At 52.1% G+C, this 21,273-nt stretch carries 20 protein-coding genes; 13 read left to right on the forward strand and 7 right to left on the reverse strand.

Features of this window, described 5'->3' with window-relative positions:
* Positions 1–80 precede the first annotated feature (80 nt).
* The 6 genes from rng to csrD form a co-directional block, all read right to left on the reverse strand.
* Complete coding sequence (gene rng, locus ACLJZ5_RS09210; RefSeq protein WP_000123188.1) at positions 81–1,550, reverse strand: ribonuclease G; 1,470 nt, start codon at positions 1,548–1,550, stop codon at positions 81–83.
* Positions 1,540–2,133 carry a Maf family protein gene (locus ACLJZ5_RS09215; protein WP_000210306.1) on the reverse strand — a complete coding sequence of 198 codons (594 nt, stop codon included), beginning with the start codon at positions 2,131–2,133 and terminating at the stop codon, positions 1,540–1,542. The genes rng and ACLJZ5_RS09215 overlap by 11 nt, the downstream gene beginning before the upstream one ends.
* An 8-nt stretch (positions 2,134–2,141) precedes the next feature.
* Positions 2,142–2,630, reverse strand: a complete 489-nt coding sequence (gene mreD / locus ACLJZ5_RS09220) for a rod shape-determining protein MreD (protein ID WP_000179403.1) — start codon at positions 2,628–2,630, stop codon at positions 2,142–2,144.
* A 2-nt stretch (positions 2,631–2,632) separates the two neighbouring features.
* A complete protein-coding gene (gene mreC, locus ACLJZ5_RS09225; RefSeq protein WP_024797554.1) occupies positions 2,633–3,685 on the reverse strand; it encodes a rod shape-determining protein MreC in 1,053 nt (350 codons plus the stop codon).
* A gap of 64 nt (positions 3,686–3,749) precedes the next feature.
* Positions 3,750–4,793 (reverse strand): rod shape-determining protein MreB, encoded by a 1,044-nt coding sequence (gene mreB / locus ACLJZ5_RS09230; protein ID WP_000913396.1) that lies wholly within the window; start codon positions 4,791–4,793, stop codon positions 3,750–3,752.
* Between the two features lie 307 nt (positions 4,794–5,100).
* Positions 5,101–7,041, reverse strand: a complete 1,941-nt coding sequence (gene csrD, locus ACLJZ5_RS09235) for an RNase E specificity factor CsrD (protein WP_116526421.1) — start codon at positions 7,039–7,041, stop codon at positions 5,101–5,103.
* Positions 7,042–7,244: 203 nt separating this feature from the next.
* Between csrD and ACLJZ5_RS09240 the strand changes: the two genes are divergently transcribed.
* The 13 genes from ACLJZ5_RS09240 (at position 7,245) to ACLJZ5_RS09300 (ending at position 20,235) form a co-directional block, all read left to right on the forward strand.
* Positions 7,245–8,219 carry an MDR family oxidoreductase gene (locus ACLJZ5_RS09240; protein WP_001148246.1) on the forward strand — a complete coding sequence of 325 codons (975 nt, stop codon included), beginning with the start codon at positions 7,245–7,247 and terminating at the stop codon, positions 8,217–8,219.
* A 112-nt stretch (positions 8,220–8,331) separates the two neighbouring features.
* Positions 8,332–9,336 (forward strand): protein-methionine-sulfoxide reductase catalytic subunit MsrP, encoded by a 1,005-nt coding sequence (gene msrP / locus ACLJZ5_RS09245; protein ID WP_000723876.1) that lies wholly within the window; start codon positions 8,332–8,334, stop codon positions 9,334–9,336.
* Positions 9,337–9,936 carry a protein-methionine-sulfoxide reductase heme-binding subunit MsrQ gene (gene msrQ, locus ACLJZ5_RS09250; protein WP_001240053.1) on the forward strand — a complete coding sequence of 200 codons (600 nt, stop codon included), beginning with the start codon at positions 9,337–9,339 and terminating at the stop codon, positions 9,934–9,936.
* Between the two features lie 392 nt (positions 9,937–10,328).
* Positions 10,329–10,799, forward strand: coding sequence for an acetyl-CoA carboxylase biotin carboxyl carrier protein (accB, locus tag ACLJZ5_RS09255; protein ID WP_000354626.1), 471 nt, complete (start codon positions 10,329–10,331; stop codon positions 10,797–10,799).
* A gap of 10 nt (positions 10,800–10,809) precedes the next feature.
* Positions 10,810–12,159 carry an acetyl-CoA carboxylase biotin carboxylase subunit gene (gene accC / locus ACLJZ5_RS09260; protein WP_000884627.1) on the forward strand — a complete coding sequence of 450 codons (1,350 nt, stop codon included), beginning with the start codon at positions 10,810–10,812 and terminating at the stop codon, positions 12,157–12,159.
* A 108-nt stretch (positions 12,160–12,267) separates the two neighbouring features.
* Positions 12,268–12,510 (forward strand): YhdT family protein, encoded by a 243-nt coding sequence (locus tag ACLJZ5_RS09265; protein WP_000340018.1) that lies wholly within the window; start codon positions 12,268–12,270, stop codon positions 12,508–12,510.
* Entirely contained in the window at positions 12,500–13,951 is a 1,452-nt protein-coding gene (gene panF, locus ACLJZ5_RS09270; RefSeq protein WP_001175741.1) for a sodium/pantothenate symporter, read from the forward strand. Before ACLJZ5_RS09265 ends, panF begins: the two co-directional genes overlap by 11 nt.
* An 11-nt stretch (positions 13,952–13,962) precedes the next feature.
* Positions 13,963–14,844 (forward strand): 50S ribosomal protein L11 methyltransferase, encoded by an 882-nt coding sequence (gene prmA / locus ACLJZ5_RS09275; protein WP_024797553.1) that lies wholly within the window; start codon positions 13,963–13,965, stop codon positions 14,842–14,844.
* A 660-nt stretch (positions 14,845–15,504) separates the two neighbouring features.
* Complete coding sequence (gene dusB, locus ACLJZ5_RS09280; RefSeq protein WP_001219664.1) at positions 15,505–16,470, forward strand: tRNA dihydrouridine synthase DusB; 966 nt, start codon at positions 15,505–15,507, stop codon at positions 16,468–16,470.
* A 25-nt stretch (positions 16,471–16,495) separates the two neighbouring features.
* The gene (gene fis / locus ACLJZ5_RS09285) at positions 16,496–16,792 is read left to right on the forward strand and encodes a DNA-binding transcriptional regulator Fis (protein ID WP_000462905.1); all 297 of its coding nucleotides are present in this window, start codon (positions 16,496–16,498) and stop codon (positions 16,790–16,792) included.
* An 85-nt stretch (positions 16,793–16,877) separates the two neighbouring features.
* On the forward strand, positions 16,878–17,762 hold the full coding sequence (gene yhdJ, locus ACLJZ5_RS09290) for an adenine-specific DNA-methyltransferase (protein WP_000642611.1): 885 nt from the start codon (positions 16,878–16,880) through the stop codon (positions 17,760–17,762).
* Positions 17,763–17,844: 82 nt separating this feature from the next.
* A complete protein-coding gene (locus ACLJZ5_RS09295) occupies positions 17,845–18,009 on the forward strand; it encodes a DUF2556 family protein (protein ID WP_000620015.1) in 165 nt (54 codons plus the stop codon).
* Between the two features lie 150 nt (positions 18,010–18,159).
* On the forward strand, positions 18,160–20,235 hold the full coding sequence (locus ACLJZ5_RS09300) for a putative bifunctional diguanylate cyclase/phosphodiesterase (RefSeq protein WP_024797552.1): 2,076 nt from the start codon (positions 18,160–18,162) through the stop codon (positions 20,233–20,235).
* 26 nt (positions 20,236–20,261) lie between these two features.
* Here ACLJZ5_RS09300 and envR read toward each other — a convergent pair whose 3' ends face one another.
* Entirely contained in the window at positions 20,262–20,924 is a 663-nt protein-coding gene (gene envR / locus ACLJZ5_RS09305; RefSeq protein WP_001085725.1) for an acrEF/envCD operon transcriptional regulator, read from the reverse strand.
* Positions 20,925–21,273 lie beyond the last annotated feature (349 nt).

The following is a 21,273-nucleotide window of genomic DNA, read 5'->3' on the forward strand; positions in this document are numbered from 1 at the left end:
ACGACTCACAACCTTGCTTTGCCGGACGGCGGCGTGAACGCCTTATCCGGCCTGCAAATGCTCGTACGGGTCGCGGTCTTTTACATCATTACGACGTCAAACTGCTCCTGGTTATAAAGCGGTTCGACCTGAACTTTAACCTGTTTGCCGACAAAGATTTCGACTTCCGCCAGCGCGTGTGATTCTTCGCCTTTCAGCGCTTCCGCCACCGCAGGAGAAGCATAAACCAGGAAGCGATCGGAGTCATAAGCGTGATGAACACGTACAATTTCACGCATGATCTCATAGCAGACGGTTTCCACCGTTTTTACCGTCCCGCGGCCATGACAGGTTGGACACTCGTTACAAAGCACATGTTCCACGCTTTCACGGGTCCGTTTACGGGTCATTTCCACCAGTCCCAGCGGCGAAAAACCGTTAATACTGGTTTTCACGCGATCCTTACTTAACGCCTGTTCCAGCGAATGCAGCACCCGGCGGCGATGATCTTCATTATTCATGTCGATAAAATCGATAATGATAATGCCGCCCAGATTACGCAGGCGTAGCTGGCGGGCAATGGCCTGAGTCGCTTCAATATTGGTATTAAAAATGGTGTCGTCGAGATTACGGTGTCCGACAAACGCGCCGGTATTGATATCTACCGTCGTCATCGCTTCGGTTTGGTCGATAATCAGATAACCGCCGGACTTGAGTTCAACCTTGCGCTCCAGCGCGCGCTGGATTTCATTTTCCACGTCATAAAGATCGAAGATCGGCTGATGGCCACTGTAATGCTCCAGTTTACTGGTCATTTCCGGGATGTATTCTGCGGTAAACTCCAGCAGCGACTCATAGGTCAGACGTGAGTCTACGCGAATTCGGTCCAACTGCGCATCGGCGAAATCGCGCAGCACGCGCTGCGCCAGCGCCAGTTCGCCATACATCTGGTAGCGCGTTTGCGGACGCTTTTTGCGCTCCATGACTTTCGTCCAGACGCGCTTGAGATAGGCGGCATCAGACGCGAGATCCTCTTCACACACGCCTTCCGCCGCGGTACGGATAATAAACCCGCCCTGTTCGTCGCAGTACTCCGCCACCACCTTTTTCAGGCGCTCGCGTTCACTTTCGCTTTCGATACGCTGGGAAACGCCAACGTGTGACGCGCCGGGCATAAAAACAAGGTAACGGGAGGGCAACGTGATGTCCGTGGTCAAACGCGCGCCTTTCGTGCCGAGCGGATCTTTCACTACCTGCACCATCAGATCCTGTCCCTGACGCACCAGTTCGGAGATATCGCGCACCGTAAACTGTTTTTGCTCGTCGCCCGCCACGCATTCGGTATGCGGCATAATATCGGAAGCGTGAAGAAATGCGGCTTTATCCAGCCCAATATCTACAAAAGCCGCCTGCATACCTGGAAGTACACGACTTACACGACCTTTGTAGATATTGCCTACGATTCCGCGTCGCGCTTCGCGCTCAATATGGATTTCCTGAAGAATACCGCCATCAATGTACGCCACGCGCGTTTCCGATGGCGTTACGTTTACCAACAATTCAGCCGTCATGTTTATCCCTTTTATCACGCAGTGCGTTAAAATGACTCAACAACTCATACGTTTCAACCAGCGGTAAGCCGACCACGGCGTGATAGCTGCCATTTATCTTCCTGACAAAACAGCCACCCCGCCCCTGAATACCGTATGCACCTGCTTTATCTAAAGGCTCGCCGCTGGCGACATAGCCAGTAATATCCTGCGCAGAAAGCGTGCGGAAAGTCACCTCCGTTACCACCAGACAATCCAGCGTCTGCTGCGAGTCCGCAAGCGCAACAGCAGTCATCACCTGATGCGTATTTCCGGAAAGCAAACGCAGCATTTCTGCGGCATGAGCGGCGTCGCGCGGCTTTTCCAGCACCTCGCCATTTAACACGACTATCGTATCCGCGCCCAAAACCGGCAGATCACGGGGAACCAGCGCCACGCCAGCCTGCGCCTTTTCGCGCGCCAGCCGAACAACATACTGCTGCGCGCTTTCCTGAGCACGCCGTTGCTCTTCAATACCAGGCACGACCTGCTCGAATGAAAATCCAAGTTGAGTCAATAATTCCTGGCGACGCGGGGAACCGGAAGCAAGATACAGAGTTGTCATATCGACCTTTATTGCACAGCAAACTGCTGGCGTACTTTACGCATCAGCAAAAAGAGCCAGGGCCACAGCACGCCATTGACTACACTACTCCAGAACACTTCCGGTCTGAAAGAGACGTTGATCACTAAAAACTCGGCCCAGAAAACAATAATGTCCACGGCCAGTGAAAGCAACATTACCACCAGCGCCTGCTGCCAGAGCGCCAGGTTACGGAAGAGCTGGAATTTCAGAGCGACCAGGTAGGCGACAATACTCATCGACAGAGCGCGCACGCCAAGTGTGGAACCGCTGATGAGATCAAGTATGGCACCCATCACAAATCCCGTCCCCACATTTACGCGGTGCGGCAGGGCCAGAATCCAGTACAGTAAGATGAGCAAAACCCAGTTTGGCCGGAAAACAATGATGTCGTCCGGCCAGGGCATGATTTGCAGCAACAGCGCAATAAGAAACGAGAGCCAGATAACCCAGCGCCCCTGGCTACGATAGCTCGCCACCATTACCCTCCCGGCGCACGCGCAGGCGGCGTGGTCGCGCCCGAAGGCGATGGTTGCGTTGCTACCGGCGCAGCCTGGCCCGCAGATGGCTGAGTAATCCCCGTCGCCGGCTCCGGCACTGGCGCCGGCGGCCCCATCGCATCCGGAGAAGGCAACACCTGCGGCATCATCTGCATCAGGCGCTCATTGGCGACGCGGTGAACCTCTTCCGGCGTCATCGGATTGGCGCCGTTACGATCGGCTCCCCACAACAGCAGCAGATAGCGTAAACGCTGCAAACCCGCGGTTGGACGTGCCTGAATGACGGTATAGGCGCGCTGAGTGTCCAGCTTGACGGAGGAGACCACCGCCACCGGATACCCTTCCGGGAAACGCCCACCAAGTCCGGACGTTACCAGCACATCGCCGACGCGAATATCGGTATTGGCGGGCAGATGTTCAAGCTGAAGATCGTCAGTACAGCCGTTACCGGCGGCAATCACGCGGATGTCATTGCGCAGTACCTGAATCGGCAGCGCATGAGTCGCATCGCAAATCAGCAACACGCGGCTGGTCAGTTTCGCCACGGCGACAACCTGCCCTACGACACCTTTGTCGCTAATGACCGGTTGACCTTCATATACGCCATTAACGCTGCCTTTATCGATAACGACCTGATCGCTGTAAGGATCGTTAACCGTTGAAATAACCTGCGTCACCATTTTCTGCTCGTCCTGACGCAGCGGCGACCCCAGCAGCTCGCGCAACCGCGCGTTCTCCTGTTTGTACTGCCCCAGCATCAGCAGATCGCTGTTTTTTAGCAGTAATTCCTGGCGCAGCGCCCGGTTTTCCAGCTCAAGCTGGTCGCGAGAAGCCAGCGTTTGTGACACGCTGTCGAGCAGTTCACGAGGGCCGTTTGAAATAAAATAGAAAGGACTGACGGCAGTGTCCATGTACGTTCGGATTTGACTGAACGTCCCCAGGCGGCTGTCGGCAATGATAACGCCGAGCGCCACCAGCACCGCCAGAATAAGGCGAATCTGTAGCGACGGGCCACGGCTAAAAATTGGCTTCATAGGCTATGCGTATTCTCGCGTCGGAGAGGCAGGACAATCCAGGGATAATCCTGCCCGTATCCAACTACTCTTCGCTGAACAGGTCGCCGCCGTGCATATCGATCATTTCCAGCGCCTTGCCGCCGCCGCGCGCCACACAGGTCAGCGGATCTTCAGCAACCACGACAGGAATGCCCGTCTCTTCCATTAACAGACGGTCAAGGTTACGCAGCAGCGCGCCGCCGCCGGTGAGCACCATACCGCGCTCGGAGATGTCTGACGCCAGCTCCGGCGGACACTGTTCCAGCGCTACCATTACCGCGCTGACGATACCGGTCAACGGTTCCTGCAACGCTTCCAGAATCTCGTTTGAGTTCAGGGTAAAGCCGCGTGGAACGCCTTCCGCCAGGTTACGGCCACGCACTTCGATCTCACGGACTTCGTCGCCCGGATAAGCGGAACCGATTTCGTGTTTAATACGTTCTGCGGTAGCTTCACCGATCAGAGAACCGTAGTTACGACGAACGTAATTAATGATGGCTTCGTCGAAGCGGTCACCACCAATACGGACAGAAGAAGAGTAAACCACGCCGTTCAGGGAGATCACGGCAACTTCAGTGGTACCACCACCGATATCCACAACCATTGAACCGGTTGCTTCAGAAACTGGCAGACCTGCGCCGATCGCGGCCGCCATCGGCTCTTCGATCAAAAAGACTTCACGGGCGCCTGCGCCCTGAGCGGATTCACGAATCGCGCGGCGTTCTACCTGCGTCGCGCCGACCGGCACGCATACCAGTACGCGCGGGCTTGGGCGCATAAAGCTGTTGCTATGCACTTGTTTAATAAAGTGCTGGAGCATTTTTTCGGTCACAAAGAAGTCAGCGATAACGCCGTCTTTCATCGGACGGATCGCAGCGATATTGCCCGGCGTACGGCCCAGCATCTGCTTCGCATCATGACCGACTGCAGCCACGCTTTTCGGCGAACCGGCACGATCCTGACGAATGGCCACAACGGAAGGCTCATTCAATACGATGCCTTGTCCTTTTACATAAATGAGGGTATTCGCGGTACCCAGGTCAATGGACAGGTCATTGGAAAACATGCCACGAAATTTTTTCAACATACTAAGGGATAATCCTGAAAGCTGGGGCGGAAAACAAAATCCGCTTACTTTACCAACCACACGCAGCAGCGACAAGGCGCAAAAATCATCTGCTACGGTGAAAATTAGTGCAGTTCGTTTCCTTTGTTACAAATCTCGGCCTGAGTCCCTCAGGGCTGAAAAAATCAGCAGCAATCCTCGCCTTCGTTTGCAACCTGTCAAAGGTCATTCACCTGCATATTTGCTGCAACAATCTGGCGAGCAGACAAGCACACCCCCATGAGGCGCAGCGCGCGTTATTCTACGTGAAAACAAATTAAACGGCAGGTTAAACCGAGTATCTTTGCGAATATTTTTTCACGTTTGTGTCAAGTAGTTGGGAGGAGGCAAAAAAATCACCCTGCCCGCCAGCCACGCCGCGTTTTGTCAGCGTCTGCCACTCGCCGCGCGAACGGACGCCCGTCGCGTAAACCTGCGTAGGCGTACCCGCGCAGGCCTCTACCAGACTTTGAACCAGAAGCTGGTTTTCCGTTCGCTTCTCAATGTTTCTGACCAGACTCGGATGCAGCTTGAGTAATTCCACATTGAGCGCTTTAATCCAGCTCGTGCTAACCAGCGTCAAACCCGCCTGTGTCACCGCCACCCGAACGCCAAGCGCATTGACTAAGCGAAGGATGGGTTGTAACCGACTGATGTGTTGACAAACATCTGCCTCCGCAAGTTCAATAATTATGCGATTTCGCTGTGATTTTTCACACTGCATTAACGTATCGCGCAACCAGCGCTGAAAACGCGGACGAATCAGCGACTCAACCGTCAACTGCATTGCCAGATTTTCATCCGGCCAGTAGCCCAGCAACGTAATCAGGCGGCTAATTTGTAATCTGTCATACTCTTCCGATAAACCAAATTGCAACACCATCGGCATATACTCCGCCGAGCTCACCTCTTCTTTACCGTCATAGATGCGACACATCAATTCCCGATGATGTACGCGACCTTCTCGCGTGACCGCCGGTTTTTGATAAAGTCGCGGTCCGCCCCGGTTCAGCATCTGCTCAATCAATGTGCGCCAGCGCACATTGCCGCGCCCTTTTTCCGGCAGAGTGTCGTCGTAGATAGCCCAGCTATTTCCCCCCTGCAGGGCGGCATTCCGCGCCGCGGCTTCAGCATGTTCCATCACCTGCTCGGTGGACTGTCCGCTGCGCCAGGCGCAAATGCCGATATGTACCATATCGTCACGATCGAGCATTTTGTTAGCCGGTAGCGCATCGACAGCTTTTAAAAGTTGTCCGGCAATACTTTCCGCTTCTTTCAGCGTTCGATGCGGTAGCAGCACGGCAAAGTCGCTGCGGTGATAACGCGCCAGCAGCGAGCCTGGGTAACGCATAATAAATGTCGATAGCAGATTGATAAGCATAAACATCTGCTCTTCCGCCTGATTGCCTCCCAGGCTGTCGCGCAGAAGATTGAAGTCTGGCAAGCGGATCATCATCACCACGCCATGCACTCCCACTTTTTCCTGATCTTCCAGCAGCGTCGCCAGTTGGTTATCAAAAAACAGACGGTTACCGAGCCCGGTTTTGGTGTCCTGCGCGGCGTAGGAGCGAATGAGGGTGTCCAGGCGACTACGCTGTTCGTGAGCAAACTGAATTTCGGAAAGCAATACATCAAGCGCGCTACTGGTGCGCGCCGGCCATTCGTAAACAGAACCGCGGACATTCGCCCCGCGTTCGCCGTTCAGAATATGCGTGGAGCGAATTTCCAGAAGCTCCTGCCCGGAAAGCTGCCGCTGCAGCCAGCGTACCGATAAAAACAAAATCAGAACGATAAAACCGATCGCCAGCGTCAGCGGCGCCGTGGTGATCAGTGAGTGAAAATAGTTACCCATCGGGTCCTGATAAACCAGACGTAGCGACATTCCTGGATGTTTTATCAGCGGTACGACCAGCTCGCGATACATGTCGCTGGTGCCGGCTGGCCGATAACCTCTGGCGCGAGAATGGCTGTAGACGCTGCGCTCCCCCTGCAACAGATCGACACGCACAATATCGGAAGCGATCATGAGTTCGTCGATTTGCGGCGTCAGCGAGACAATATCATGGGTCACCAGGTGCGTATCAATGGCTGTTGCCGTCGCCTGCACACGGCTGACATACTTATACTGTACGGCGTTATAAAAGCTTAGCGAGCAACCTATCAGAGTCACGAAGATCGTTAACCCCGTGAGCAGCGTGATAAAAGCTGAGAATTTCGTCGTTAATCGCATCCTTGAGTTAACTCCGACGGTTATAAACAGTATGAAAAAGCGAATCTGAAGGCGGAATTCGCCACGGCGCGCAATGAAGCAGGCATACTACCAAAATGGATCTATCTGGCAATTTATTGCGTTGCATCGGCATCACGTTTTAATTAGCGAGTATAGTCTTCGTAGCTATTTTTCCAATCTACCATGTAAAGTGAGGACAGGTTATGCAGGCGTTGATCTTAGAACAGCAGGACGGTAAAACCCTCGCATCCGTGCAACATCTCGAAGAGAGTCAACTGCCGGCAGGTGATGTGACGGTGGATGTCCACTGGTCCAGCCTGAATTATAAAGATGCTCTGGCTATCACCGGAAAAGGGAAAATTATCCGTCATTTTCCGATGATTCCTGGTATTGATTTCGCCGGCACCGTTCACGCAAGCGAAGATCCTCGCTTTCATGCAGGCCAGGAAGTACTACTGACTGGCTGGGGCGTGGGCGAAAACCACTGGGGCGGCCTGGCCGAACGCGCACGCGTTAAAGGCGACTGGCTGGTCGCGCTGCCTGCGGGACTGAGCAGCCGTAACGCCATGATCATCGGCACCGCCGGTTTTACCGCCATGCTGTGCGTCATGGCGCTTGAAGATGCAGGTATTCGCCCGCAAGACGGTGAGGTTGTCGTCACCGGCGCCAGCGGCGGTGTGGGCAGCACTGCCGTTGCATTACTGCATAAGCTGGGCTATCAGGTTGCAGCAGTATCAGGACGTGAAAGCACCCACGGCTATCTTAAGAGCCTGGGAGCTAACCGTATTCTCAGCCGCGATGAGTTTGCTGAATCTCGCCCGTTGGAAAAACAGCTGTGGGCCGGTGCAATTGATACCGTTGGCGATAAAGTGCTGGCGAAAGTGCTGGCACAGATGAACTATGGCGGTTGCGTGGCCGCCTGCGGCCTGGCGGGCGGCTTCGCGCTGCCGACCACCGTTATGCCATTCATTCTGCGTAATGTGCGTTTGCAAGGGGTGGACTCGGTGATGACCCCACCGGCACGTCGCGCAGAAGCCTGGGCGCGTTTGGTTAAGGATCTGCCGGAATCGTTCTATGCTCAGGCCGCCACAGAGATTACGCTGGCGGATGCGCCGAAGTTCGCCGATGCCATCATCAATAATCAGGTTCAGGGCCGTACGCTGGTGAAGATAAAATAACGTCACGTATAAAAAAATTTACACTTAATTAACTATTTATTTTTACACATTGACACACTCCCTGTCATATTCACTACACGCCATGTTGTGGTGGGTAGACCGGGAGTCTGTGATGAAAAAGATACGTCCATTAACAGAAGCCGATGTGACTGCGGAATCGGCTTTTTTTATGCAGCGCCGACAGGTGCTAAAAGCATTAGGCATCAGCGCGGCCGCCTTATCCTTACCCTCAACGGCGCAGGCCGATCTCTTCAGTTGGTTTAAAGGCAACGATCGTCCGAAAGCGCCTGCCGGTAAACCGCTTGAGTTTAGTCAGCCTGCCGCCTGGCGAAGCGATTTAGCGTTAACGCCGGAAGATAAGGTGACGGGCTACAACAATTTCTATGAGTTTGGCCTTGATAAAGCCGACCCGGCGGCCAATGCCGGAAGTCTGAAAACCGAACCGTGGACGTTGAAAATCAGCGGGGAAGTCGCGAAGCCATTTACGCTGGATTATGACGATTTAACACATCGTTTTCCATTAGAAGAGCGTATCTATCGAATGCGCTGCGTCGAAGCGTGGTCCATGGTCGTGCCGTGGATTGGTTTCCCTTTATATAAGCTACTCGCGCAGGCACAGCCCACCAGCCACGCTAAATATGTGGCATTCGAAACGCTATACGCGCCGGATGATATGCCAGGACAGAAAGATCGCTTTATTGGCGGCGGACTGAAATACCCTTATGTCGAAGGGCTACGTCTGGACGAAGCCATGCATCCGCTGACTCTGATGACCGTTGGCGTCTATGGTAAGGCGTTACCCCCGCAAAACGGCGCGCCTATTCGACTCATCGTTCCATGGAAGTATGGTTTTAAAGGTATTAAATCTATTGTCAGCATTAAACTCACCCGCGAACGTCCGCCAACCACCTGGAATTTGTCGGCTCCCAACGAATATGGTTTTTATGCCAATGTGAACCCGCATGTGGATCATCCACGCTGGTCTCAGGCTACCGAACGCTTTATTGGTTCAGGCGGTATCCTTGATGTGCAAAGGCAGCCGACGCTGCTGTTTAACGGCTATGCCAATGAAGTCGCTTCGCTGTATCGCGGTCTCAATTTGCGGGAGAATTTTTAAGTGCGTCTGACAGCAAAACAGATAACCTGGCTAAAAGTTTGTCTGCATCTTGCGGGTTTTTTGCCGCTTCTGTGGCTCTTTTGGGCGATAAATCACGGTGGACTCAGCGCAGACCCGGTAAAGGATATCCAACACTTTACCGGCAGAACCGCGCTCAAATTTTTGCTCGCCACCTTGCTGGTTTCACCGCTGGCGCGCTACGCTAAACAGCCATTATTGATACGCACACGCCGCCTGTTAGGATTATGGTGTTTCGTTTGGGCTACGCTGCATTTAACCAGCTATGCCTTGCTGGAACTGGGGATACATAACCTGGCGCTGTTAGGAAGCGAGTTGATTTCACGCCCTTATTTGACGCTTGGGATCATTAGCTGGCTGGTGTTACTAGCGCTGACGTTGACCTCAACGCAATTTGCGCAGCGTAAATTGGGTAAACGCTGGCAAACACTGCATAACGTCGTCTATCTTGTCGCGATCCTGGCTCCCATACATTACCTGTGGTCGGTAAAGATTTTATCACCGCAACCGGTCATCTACGCGGCATTAGCGTTAGCCCTTTTAGCGTTGCGTTACCGGAAGTTTCGCCAGTGGTGGCGCTAGTTTGGTGAACTGTGCGGTCGATTGCAAAACGCAAAACAGGTAATGTCCTTTTTATGTTTCGGGTTGATTATCTTCCCTGATAAGACCAGTATTTAGCTGCCAATTGCGACGAAATAGTTATAATGTGCGACTTTACATTCCCCAACGGCGATTTTCGTTCGCAGAAAGGGTGACAATCGAGCAATGAAGGTATATTTTGTTTTTTGCCCGAAAATGGCAGAAGATAGCCACACAATGACTGGCAAATCATGAATTTCACCTTCGGGTGCTACGGCATAACAGGCAAATCAAAGATGCGCGGTATTTTACCCGCGGCAGTCATTCACATGCTTTACAGACGGCGCTAAAACGCCTGTCACAATCACACTAAACAAAGAGTACGGAACCCACTCATGGATATTCGTAAGATTAAAAAACTGATCGAGCTGGTTGAAGAATCAGGTATCTCCGAACTGGAAATTTCTGAAGGCGAAGAATCTGTTCGCATCAGCCGCACAACGGCAAACGCCGGTTTTCCGGTGATGCAGCAGGCTTATGCGGCGCCGATGATGCAGCAACCCGCTCTGTCTAACGCTGTCGCGCCAGCGGCTACTCCAGCAATGGAAGCGCCTGCCGCAGCGGAAATCAGTGGTCACATCGTACGCTCCCCAATGGTTGGTACTTTCTACCGCACCCCAAGCCCGGACGCGAAAGCGTTCATCGAAGTGGGCCAGAAAGTGAACGTGGGCGATACCCTGTGCATCGTTGAAGCCATGAAAATGATGAACCAGATCGAAGCTGACAAAGCAGGTACTGTGAAAGCGATTCTGGTCGAAAGTGGTCAACCGGTAGAATTTGACGAGCCACTGGTCGTCATCGAGTAACGAGGCGAACATGTTGGATAAAATTGTCATCGCCAACCGCGGCGAGATCGCACTACGTATTCTTCGAGCCTGTAAAGAACTCGGCATCAAGACCGTCGCTGTGCACTCAAGCGCGGATCGCGATTTAAAACACGTATTGCTGGCGGATGAGACGGTCTGTATTGGCCCGGCACCGTCCGTAAAAAGTTATCTGAACATCCCGGCTATCATTAGCGCCGCTGAAATCACCGGCGCGGTGGCAATCCACCCGGGTTACGGCTTCCTTTCTGAGAACGCCAATTTTGCCGAGCAGGTTGAACGCTCCGGCTTTATCTTTATCGGCCCGAAAGCGGACACCATCCGCCTGATGGGCGATAAAGTGTCCGCGATTACCGCGATGAAAAAAGCGGGCGTGCCGACCGTACCAGGATCTGACGGCCCGCTGGGCGACGATATGAATGCGAACCGCGCTCATGCCAAACGTATTGGCTATCCGGTGATCATCAAAGCGTCCGGCGGCGGCGGCGGCCGCGGTATGCGCGTGGTTCGTAGCGATGCTGAACTGGCGCAGTCCATCTCCATGACCAAAGCGGAAGCGAAAGCGGCTTTCAGCAACGACATGGTATACATGGAAAAATACCTGGAAAATCCACGCCACATCGAAATTCAGGTGCTGGCGGACGGCCAGGGCAACGCTATCTATCTGGCGGAACGCGACTGTTCCATGCAGCGTCGCCACCAGAAAGTGGTTGAAGAAGCCCCGGCGCCAGGCATTACGCCGGAACTGCGTCGCTATATCGGCGAACGCTGCGCGAAAGCGTGCGTAGACATCGGCTATCGCGGCGCAGGGACGTTCGAATTCCTGTTCGAAAACGGCGAGTTCTATTTCATCGAAATGAACACCCGTATTCAGGTTGAACACCCGGTGACTGAAATGATTACCGGCGTCGATTTGATCAAAGAGCAGTTGCGCATCGCGGCGGGTCAGCCGCTGTCGATCACACAGGACGAAGTTGTCGTTCGAGGCCATGCGGTAGAATGCCGTATCAATGCCGAAGATCCGAACACTTTCCTGCCAAGCCCTGGCAAAATCACGCGCTTCCATGCGCCTGGCGGCTTTGGCGTTCGCTGGGAATCTCATATCTACGCGGGCTACACGGTGCCGCCGTACTATGATTCCATGATCGGCAAACTCATCTGCTACGGTGAAAACCGCGACGTGGCGATTGCCCGTATGAAAAATGCCCTGCAGGAACTGATTATCGATGGTATCAAAACCAATATCGATCTGCAGACCCGCATCATGAATGACGAGCACTTCCAGCACGGTGGAACCAACATCCACTATCTGGAGAAAAAACTCGGTCTTCAGGAAAAGTAATCGCACGTTAATCTCAAAAGGCCGGTGAATCCGGCCTTTTTTATTTCTGGGGATAGCGATGCCCCATCATGTACAATTCCCGCTTTCTTCACCCATAAGGGACAAAAAATGGACGCTCGTTTTGTTCAGGCCCATAAAGAGGCGCGCTGGGCGCTGTGGCTGACCCTTTGCTATCTGGCGGCATGGTTAGTGGCTGCTTACTTACCTGGAGACTCGCCGGGAATTACCGGTCTGCCGCACTGGTTCGAGATGGCCTGCTTATTGACGCCGCTGGTCTTTATTTTGCTGTGCTGGGCGATGGTGAAATTCATTTATCGCGATATTTCGCTGGAGGATGACGATGCAGCTTGAGGTCATTCTACCGCTGGTAGCCTATCTGGTCGTGGTCTTCGGGGTCTCGATTTACGCTATGCGCAAGCGTACCGCCGGCACCTTTTTAAACGAATATTTTCTTGGCAGCCGTTCGATGGGCGGGATCGTGCTCGCGATGACGCTTACCGCCACCTATATTAGCGCCAGTTCATTTATCGGCGGTCCCGGCGCGGCTTATAAATACGGTCTGGGCTGGGTCTTGCTGGCGATGATCCAGCTTCCCGCCGTCTGGCTTTCACTGGGTATTCTGGGTAAAAAATTCGCTATCCTGGCGCGTCGCTATAATGCCGTCACGCTTAACGATATGCTATTCGCACGTTACCAAAGCCGCCTGCTGGTGTGGTTGGCAAGCCTGAGTTTATTGGTCGCGTTTATTGGCGCAATGACCGTACAATTTATCGGCGGCGCGCGACTGCTGGAGACCGCGGCGGGGATTCCCTACGAAACCGGCCTGCTAATATTTGGCGTCAGTATCGCACTCTATACGGCGTTTGGCGGCTTTCGCGCCAGCGTACTTAACGATACGCTACAGGGCCTGGTGATGCTGGTCGGCACGATAGTGCTGCTGGTGGGCGTGATCCATGCGGCGGGCGGTCTAAGTCAGGCCGTTGACACGCTGCACGCTCTCGACCCCAAACTGGTAACGCCGCAGGGCGCCGATGACATACTTTCTCCCGCCTTTATGACCTCGTTTTGGGTACTGGTCTGTTTTGGTGTGATTGGCCTGCCGCATACGGCGGTGCGCTGCATCTCCTATAAAGACAGTAAAGCGGTACACCGGGGCATTATTATCGGTACGATTGTCGTGGCGATTTTAATGTTCGGGATGCACCTTGCCGGCGCGCTGGGTCGCGCGGTGCTTCCGGATCTGACGGTGCCGGATCTGGTGATCCCAACGCTAATGGTGAAAGTTTTGCCGCCGTTTGCCGCCGGGATCTTCCTCGCTGCGCCAATGGCGGCGATCATGTCAACAATTAACGCCCAACTGCTGCAAAGTTCCGCGACGATCATTAAAGATCTCTATCTCAACCTGCGCCCCGATCAGATGCAAAATGAGATCCGGCTGAAGCGTATGTCGGCAGCGATTACATTACTGCTAGGCGCGCTGTTGCTGCTGGCAGCATGGAAACCGCCAGAGATGATCATTTGGCTCAACCTGCTGGCGTTTGGCGGCCTGGAAGCGGTGTTCTTATGGCCGCTGGTACTGGGCCTTTACTGGGAGCGGGCAAACGCGGCAGGCGCATTAAGCGCCATGATCGTGGGCGGCGTGCTATATGCCCTACTTGCCACATTTAATATTCAGTACCTGGGCTTTCATCCGATTGTGCCCGCGTTACTGTTAAGTTTATTGGCTTTTCTGATCGGAAACCGATTCGGCTCTTCCGCTTCGCAAGCCACCGTATTGTCTACTGATAAATAAAGAGTTTTGCCATGCCATGGATCCAATTGAAACTGAATACCACCGGCGCGAATGCTGAAGAGCTGAGTGATGCGCTGATGGAAGCGGGCGCCGTTTCCATTACCTTTCAGGATACGCACGATACGCCGGTTTTTGAGCCATTGCCGGGCGAAACCCGTCTGTGGGGCGATACCGATGTGATCGGTCTGTTCGACGCCGAAACCGACATGAAAGACGTTGTCGCTATTCTGGAGCAACATCCGCTGCTGGGTGCCGGATTTTCCCATAAAATCGAACAACTGGAAGATAAAGACTGGGAACGCGAATGGATGGATAATTTCCATCCGATGCGTTTTGGCGAGCGTCTGTGGATTTGTCCCAGCTGGCGCGACATTCCGGACGAGAATGCCGTCAACGTGATGCTCGACCCGGGACTGGCGTTCGGTACGGGTACGCACCCCACCACCTCTTTATGTCTGCAATGGCTGGACGGGCTCGATCTCAACGGCAAAACCGTGATCGACTTTGGCTGCGGTTCAGGCATTCTGGCGATTGCCGCGCTGAAGCTGGGAGCGGCAAAGGCGATTGGTATTGATATCGATCCGCAAGCTATTCAGGCCAGTCGCGATAATGCCGAACGCAACGGCGTGTCTGACCGGCTGGAGCTGTACCTGCCGAAAGACCAGCCAGAAGCCATGAAAGCCGACGTGGTCGTCGCTAACATCCTGGCAGGCCCATTACGCGAACTGGCCCCGTTAATCAGCGTACTGCCCGTTGAGGGCGGTCTGCTGGGGCTTTCAGGTATTCTCGCCAGCCAGGCGGAAAGCGTCTGCGATGCTTACGCCGAGCTTTTCACTCTCGACCCGGTCGTCGAAAAAGAAGAGTGGTGCCGCATTACTGGCCGTAAGAAATAATTCTTGTCAGCGTGGTCGCCCGGCCACGCTTTTCTCCACACAACTGCCTTAACGCCTTTCAGGCACCGAGACATCATTAAATTCATCAAATGAATGCCTGAAATAACTTCTTTGTCACTATCCGTCTGGATAAACAGCTGCTACCAGCGGACAAAAGATACTGGCGTTTTAACGGGTGGCAGCCATCGCCCTCGTACTTAGTAATGCTGTCCGGGTTGTTCTGCAGCATCCGCTAACGCGCTCTTCAGCACAGCTGGAAAAATTTATGCGTGCCATTCATGAACACAAAAGCGCATCTGTGCGCCCCCTTCCGACTGGCAATGGAGAAAAGTCACGCGCAGCGGGAAGTGATCTTGTCCTGAAACGAGACGGCGATCCCATTCATTTGGGGTAATTAGCTTATAAAAAAAGCAGATTATTCCGCTTATCTTGTTTCTGGTCGAAGAAATAGAGAGAAGTTACGGGAATTTGTAAGCGCGTACAAAACCGCCGACAATAAATAACCCTATGATTTTACTGAATTATAAATTTATTTTGCTGTTTTTAAGCACGATTCATTGATCTACAACAGTGGATTGTTCAAAGTTTGGCCTTTCATCTCGTGCAAAAAATGCGTAATATACGCCGCCTTGCAGTCACAGTATGGTCATTTCTTAACTCATGCGCATCGGACAATATCAGCTCAGAAATCGCCTGATCGCAGCGCCCATGGCTGGCATTACTGACAGACCTTTCCGGACGCTGTGCTATGAGATGGGAGCAGGATTGACAGTATCCGAGATGATGTCTTCTAACCCGCAAGTGTGGGAAAGCGATAAATCTCGTTTACGGATGGTGCACGTTGATGAGCCAGGAATTCGCACGGTGCAAATTGCCGGTAGCGACCCTGTTGAGATGGCCGATGCCGCACGTATTAACGTGGAAAGCGGCGCCCAGATTATTGATATCAATATGGGGTGCCCGGCGAAGAAAGTGAATCGTAAGCTGGCAGGTTCAGCCCTCTTGCAGTACCCGGATTTAGTGAAGTCTATACTCATCGGGGTCGTAAACGCAGTGGACGTTCCTGTGACTCTCAAGATTCGCACCGGCTGGGCGCCGGAACACCGTAACTGCGTAGAGATTGCCCAACTGGCTGAAGATTGTGGTATTCAGGCTCTGACCATCCATGGCCGCACCCGCGCCTGTTTGTTCAACGGAGAAGCTGAATACGACAGTATTCGGGCAGTTAAGCAGAAAGTTTCCATTCCGATTATCGCGAATGGCGACATTACTAACCCGCATAAAGCCAGAGCTGTTCTCGACTATACAGGGGCGGATGCCCTGATGATAGGCCGCGCAGCTCAGGGAAGACCCTGGATCTTTCGGGAAATCCAGCATTATCTGGACACTGGGGAGCTGCTTCCGCCGCTGCCGCTGGCAGAGGTAAAGCGCTTGCTTTGCACGCATGTTCGGGAACTGCATGACTTTTACGGTCAGGCAAAAGGGTACCGAATCGCGCGTAAACACGTCTCTTGGTATCTCCAGGAGCACGCTCCAGACGACCAGTTTCGGCGCACATTCAACGCTATTGAGGACGCCAGCGAACAGCTGGAGGCGTTGGAGGCATACTTCGAAAATTTTGCGTAAACAGAAATAAAGAGCTGACAGAACTATGTTCGAACAACGCGTAAATTCTGACGTACTGACCGTTTCTACCGTTAACTCTCAGGATCAGGTAACCCAAAAACCCCTGCGTGACTCGGTTAAACAGGCACTGAAGAACTATTTTGCTCAACTGAATGGTCAGGACGTTAATGACCTGTATGAGCTGGTACTGGCTGAAGTAGAACAGCCCCTGTTGGACATGGTGATGCAATACACCCGTGGTAACCAGACCCGTGCTGCTCTGATGATGGGCATCAACCGTGGTACGCTGCGTAAAAAATTAAAAAAATACGGCATGAACTAATTTCGATTAGCTAACTGCTTGTTTAAAAAGGCGCTACTCGGCATGGGGAAGCGCCTTTTTTATACGCATCACATGGAATTTGGTCATGAAAGCGGAATGTGAACCTCAGTACTTTGGCGATGAATCGAAGAAGATTATTCACGGTGACGCGCTAACAGAACTTAAAAAACTGCCTTCTGAAAGCATTGACTTAATTTTTGCCGATCCGCCTTACAATATCGGAAAAGATTTCGACGGTATGGTGGAATCCTGGGACGAAGCGTCTTTTCTGGCCTGGCTGTATGAATGCATTGATGAGTGCCACCGCGTACTGAAGAAACACGGCACCATGTACATCATGAATAGCACAGAAAATATGCCGTATATCGATCTCAAATGCCGAACGCTTTTTACCATCAAAAGCCGTATCGTCTGGTCCTATGATAGTTCCGGGGTGCAGGCGAAAAAATACTTTGGTTCTATGTATGAACCGATCCTGATGATGGTAAAGAACCCGAAAAGCTATACCTTTAATCGTGACGCGATTCTGGTCGAAACCACTACGGGCGCTAAGCGCGCGCTAATCGATTATCGAAAAAACCCGCCCCAACCATACAATCAGAAAAAAGTGCCGGGCAACGTCTGGTCATTTCCTCGCGTACGTTATCTGATGGATGAATATGAAAACCATCCTACGCAAAAGCCCAGCGCGCTGTTAAAACGAATCATACTGGCCTCTTCTAACCCGAGCGATACCGTATTGGACCCTTTCGCGGGCAGTTTCACCACAGGCGCTGTCGCAGCGGCGTCAGGTCGTAAGTTTATCGGTATTGAACTCAATAATGAGTACGTAAAAATGGGGCTCAGAAGATTGAGCGTCACTTCGCATTATTCAGAAAATGAACTTGCAAAAGTCAAAAAGAGAAAAACACAAAACCTGTCCAAAAAGCAGCGAAATGTCGGGATAAACGCGCTATCTTCAGAGAAGTAAAAGCATTGTAAGTCCGCTTTTCAGCGTCAAAATTTCATGTATATTCCCAGCACGCATGGGCATGAATACACAGGATTTGACGATGATACGTAAGTATTGGTGGCTGGTTGTTTTTGCCGTCTCCGTTTTTCTTTTTGATGCGCTTTTGATGCAATGGATCGAATTGATGGCGACTGAACAGGATAAGTGCCGAAACATGGATTCGGTTAACCCTCTTAAATTGATCAATTGTACCGATCTGGAGTAGCGAACCGGGCGATTTAACCTATGATTATTTATCACCCGGATTTCTTTTATCCCTTATAAAAACAGGGAATTAAAACACGTTGAGGATAAAAGAAGGGGTGATACTGTCTCGTCCTGTTCTTTTCCTGCATAACCAATGAGCTAATGATACATGCCGGTTAGTGAGTACAACCACATCCTTGTGGCGGTTTCATTTGCTGTCGCTATTTTTGCGTCCTATACCGCATTAAATATGGCCGGACGCGTAGCCGGAAGCGCCCGATCAAACGCCAGAATATGGCTAATGGGCGGCGGCTTCGCGCTGGGCGTCGGTATTTGGGCGATGCATTTTGTCGGGATGCTGGCGATGGATCACGCGATGAACATGCGCTTCGATCCGTTCCTCACCGGCCTCTCCATGCTGATCGCGATCGGCTCCTCCCTGTTTGCGCTATGGCTGGTTAGCGCTGAAAAACTGCGCCTGCGCCGTTTACTACCGGGCGCGCTGGTGATGGGACTGGGCATCAGCGCAATGCATTATACCGGGATGGCGGCGCTGCAATTTGCTTCCATTATCGTCTGGAATAGCGCGTGGGTTGCCCTCTCTATCATTATCGCGCTACTGGCGTCCTGCGGCGCGCTGTGGCTCACGTTCCGCCTGCGTAATGAGGGAACAGATGTCGCCCTGAGGCGAGCAGGCGCCGCGGTATTAATGGGGATAGCTATCGCCGGCATGCATTACGCCGGTATGAAGGCCGCACACTTTCCCCAAAACTGGCCGATGGAGCATCGTGGCGTCGATAGCAACTGGCTGGCTGTTCTTGTCAGCGTGGTCGCGCTGACTATCCTGGGCATTACTCTTCTGGTTTCTTTATTTGACGCCCGGCTTCAGGCCCGCACCGCACTACTTGCCTCTTCGCTGGCGCAGGCGAACCAGGAACTGGCGCAGTTGGCGCTGCATGATACGCTCACCCGTTTACCAAACCGGCTACTTCTTGAGGATCGTCTGGAACAGGCCATCAGCAAAGCGAATCGGGAAAGCACGTCTTTCGCGCTACTGTTTATGGATCTGGATGGCTTTAAAGCCGTTAATGACGCTTATGGTCATGATATCGGCGATAAGCTACTGGTAGCGGTCACGCATCGTCTGAACCAACCGCTGAGCGGGCAGTTTACCCTGGCGCGGATTGGCGGCGACGAATTTGTGCTGCTTGCAGAAGTCAGCGCGCCTGACGAAGCGGCTTCCCTTGCCAGCGCGCTGGTACATTCGATAGATGCGCCCTTTACGATAGATCCGTACGAACTGGTCGTCACCCTTAGCGTGGGAATAGCGCTCTATCCGCTGGACGGAAAAAACGAACGGGAACTGATGTTCAACGCCGATGCCGCAATGTACCACACGAAACATACGGGGCGTAACGGATACCATTTCTTTCAGCCATCAATGAATATGCTGGCGCAAACCCAACTTCAACTAATGAATGACCTGTGGCTGGCGCTGGAAAGACAAGAACTCAGGCTAGTGTATCAGCCTAAATTTCAGGCCCCTGCCGGCCCCATTGTAGGATTTGAGGCCCTGTTGCGCTGGTATCATCCAAAACAAGGCGTACTGAATCCTGACCAGTTTTTACCGCTGGCGGAAAAAACGGGTCTTATCGTCACTATCGGTAGCTGGGTGATAGACGAGGCGTGTCGACAGCTCCGCGAGTGGCACTTACAGGGATACGCCTTATGGTCAGTGGCGGTAAATCTGTCCGCCTTACAATTTGAGCAGCCCGGGCTTGTGGACACCATTACGCGGAGCCTGGCCCGACACAGTATCCGTCCCGATTTATTGATTCTGGAAATCACCGAAACCACGGCGATGAACAAGCCAGAGCAAAGCGTCGCTATACTCACCAGATTAACGGAAATGGGGGTTAAGGCCTCTATTGACGACTTTGGCACCGGTTATTCCAGCCTTCTCTATCTGAAACGTCTTCCGGCGTGCGAACTAAAAATTGATCGCGCTTTCGTACATGAACTCAGCGAGGCAGGCGACGGCGCGACCATTGTTGCGGCTATTGTCGCGCTGGCGAAAGCGTTAAATCTGCAAATTGTGGCAGAAGGGGTAGAAAATGAAACGCAGCAACAATTTTTGACCCAGTTAGGATGCCATACGCTTCAGGGGTTCCTGCTTGGCAAGCCGCGTACGGCAGAGGAAATTGCTCGCGATATTCGGGACCCTGCCAATATATTCACAAGGTAAATATATAATATCAACTCAAAATAATCTCAGGCTTCTTCCGCCTGTTGTTCATTTGGCATTAATTGCCTCACACTGCCATCCGGGCTTAGCATTTTTAATACATTATCGACTAATGCAGGCGCCTGCTTATAAAGATCATAACTTGTGGGATTCATTAACCAGTTCTTTACTATTCCGCTAAAACTACCATGCAGAATAATTAATATGACATCCAGATCAAGACTGCCTGAGATCAGCTTTTTATCCATACATCGCTGTAATACTTCAAGCAGCGACTGATGATGGAAACCCATCTTCTCCCGAATGGCCTGTTCCGATATCATACCATTATGGAATTCACATTTATGATATAAAATCTGCATTAATGCCTGCTGACGAGGCACTGCCGCAATATATTGTAAGGCTGCAATAAATTTCTCTCGTAGATCCTGTAAAGGATTATCATTCCAGCATCCCGTAAGCCTATCCTGAATAAGTTCGCGTAAAGGTGGTTGCTGTAACCAAACCTCATTAAACAACTGCGTTTTATTCTCAAAGTGCCAGTAGATGGCGCCCCGCGTGACATCAGCGGCATCAGCGATATCATTCAACGTCGTGTTGGCAACGCCGCGCAAAGCGAACTGCGCAATAGCGGTTTCAATCAAATGTTGCCGCGTTTTAAGCGCATCCGCCTTCGTTTTCTTCGCCATAATTAAGATATCCTGGACCATAAAAACGATAAATACGCTGATAAAATACTCAGCACAAAAAACAACTTTACCATGTCCTTTTTAGTCAGACGAGAGACAGCCATTTTTATTTCGCACAATATCGCCAAATCAATAATAAAAACAAATAAATTAATAAAACATATTCATATAAAATATATATTTCTAATTATGTTATTCAACATCATGATTTTACTAATCGGGACATTATGAAACGACAGGGAATAGTTCTTTTTTTTTGCTTTTATGTGCCGTGAACCCCATCCCAAAATAAGTATTGCTTACATCACAAGCTAATAATTTGTAGGATACCCCACTGCTATTCTATTTT

This window comes from Salmonella sp. 5800, assembly GCF_046558195.1.
In the GTDB taxonomy this organism is placed as follows: domain Bacteria; phylum Pseudomonadota; class Gammaproteobacteria; order Enterobacterales; family Enterobacteriaceae; genus Salmonella; species Salmonella enterica.

Coding starts and splice junctions, on each gene's coding strand:
- rng (WP_000123188.1), bottom strand. CDS start 1,550: ATGACGGCTGAATTGTTGGTAAACGTAACGCCATCGGAAACGCGCGTG.
- ACLJZ5_RS09215 (WP_000210306.1), bottom strand. CDS start 2,133: ATGACAACTCTGTATCTTGCTTCCGGTTCCCCGCGTCGCCAGGAATTA.
- mreC (WP_024797554.1), bottom strand. CDS start 3,685: ATGAAGCCAATTTTTAGCCGTGGCCCGTCGCTACAGATTCGCCTTATT.
- mreB (WP_000913396.1), bottom strand. CDS start 4,793: ATGTTGAAAAAATTTCGTGGCATGTTTTCCAATGACCTGTCCATTGAC.
- csrD (WP_116526421.1), bottom strand. CDS start 7,041: ATGCGATTAACGACGAAATTCTCAGCTTTTATCACGCTGCTCACGGGG.
- ACLJZ5_RS09240 (WP_001148246.1), top strand. CDS start 7,245: ATGCAGGCGTTGATCTTAGAACAGCAGGACGGTAAAACCCTCGCATCC.
- msrP (WP_000723876.1), top strand. CDS start 8,332: ATGAAAAAGATACGTCCATTAACAGAAGCCGATGTGACTGCGGAATCG.
- accB (WP_000354626.1), top strand. CDS start 10,329: ATGGATATTCGTAAGATTAAAAAACTGATCGAGCTGGTTGAAGAATCA.
- accC (WP_000884627.1), top strand. CDS start 10,810: ATGTTGGATAAAATTGTCATCGCCAACCGCGGCGAGATCGCACTACGT.
- ACLJZ5_RS09265 (WP_000340018.1), top strand. CDS start 12,268: ATGGACGCTCGTTTTGTTCAGGCCCATAAAGAGGCGCGCTGGGCGCTG.
- panF (WP_001175741.1), top strand. CDS start 12,500: ATGCAGCTTGAGGTCATTCTACCGCTGGTAGCCTATCTGGTCGTGGTC.
- prmA (WP_024797553.1), top strand. CDS start 13,963: ATGCCATGGATCCAATTGAAACTGAATACCACCGGCGCGAATGCTGAA.
- dusB (WP_001219664.1), top strand. CDS start 15,505: ATGCGCATCGGACAATATCAGCTCAGAAATCGCCTGATCGCAGCGCCC.
- fis (WP_000462905.1), top strand. CDS start 16,496: ATGTTCGAACAACGCGTAAATTCTGACGTACTGACCGTTTCTACCGTT.
- yhdJ (WP_000642611.1), top strand. CDS start 16,878: ATGAAAGCGGAATGTGAACCTCAGTACTTTGGCGATGAATCGAAGAAG.
- ACLJZ5_RS09295 (WP_000620015.1), top strand. CDS start 17,845: ATGATACGTAAGTATTGGTGGCTGGTTGTTTTTGCCGTCTCCGTTTTT.
- ACLJZ5_RS09300 (WP_024797552.1), top strand. CDS start 18,160: ATGCCGGTTAGTGAGTACAACCACATCCTTGTGGCGGTTTCATTTGCT.
- envR (WP_001085725.1), bottom strand. CDS start 20,924: ATGGCGAAGAAAACGAAGGCGGATGCGCTTAAAACGCGGCAACATTTG.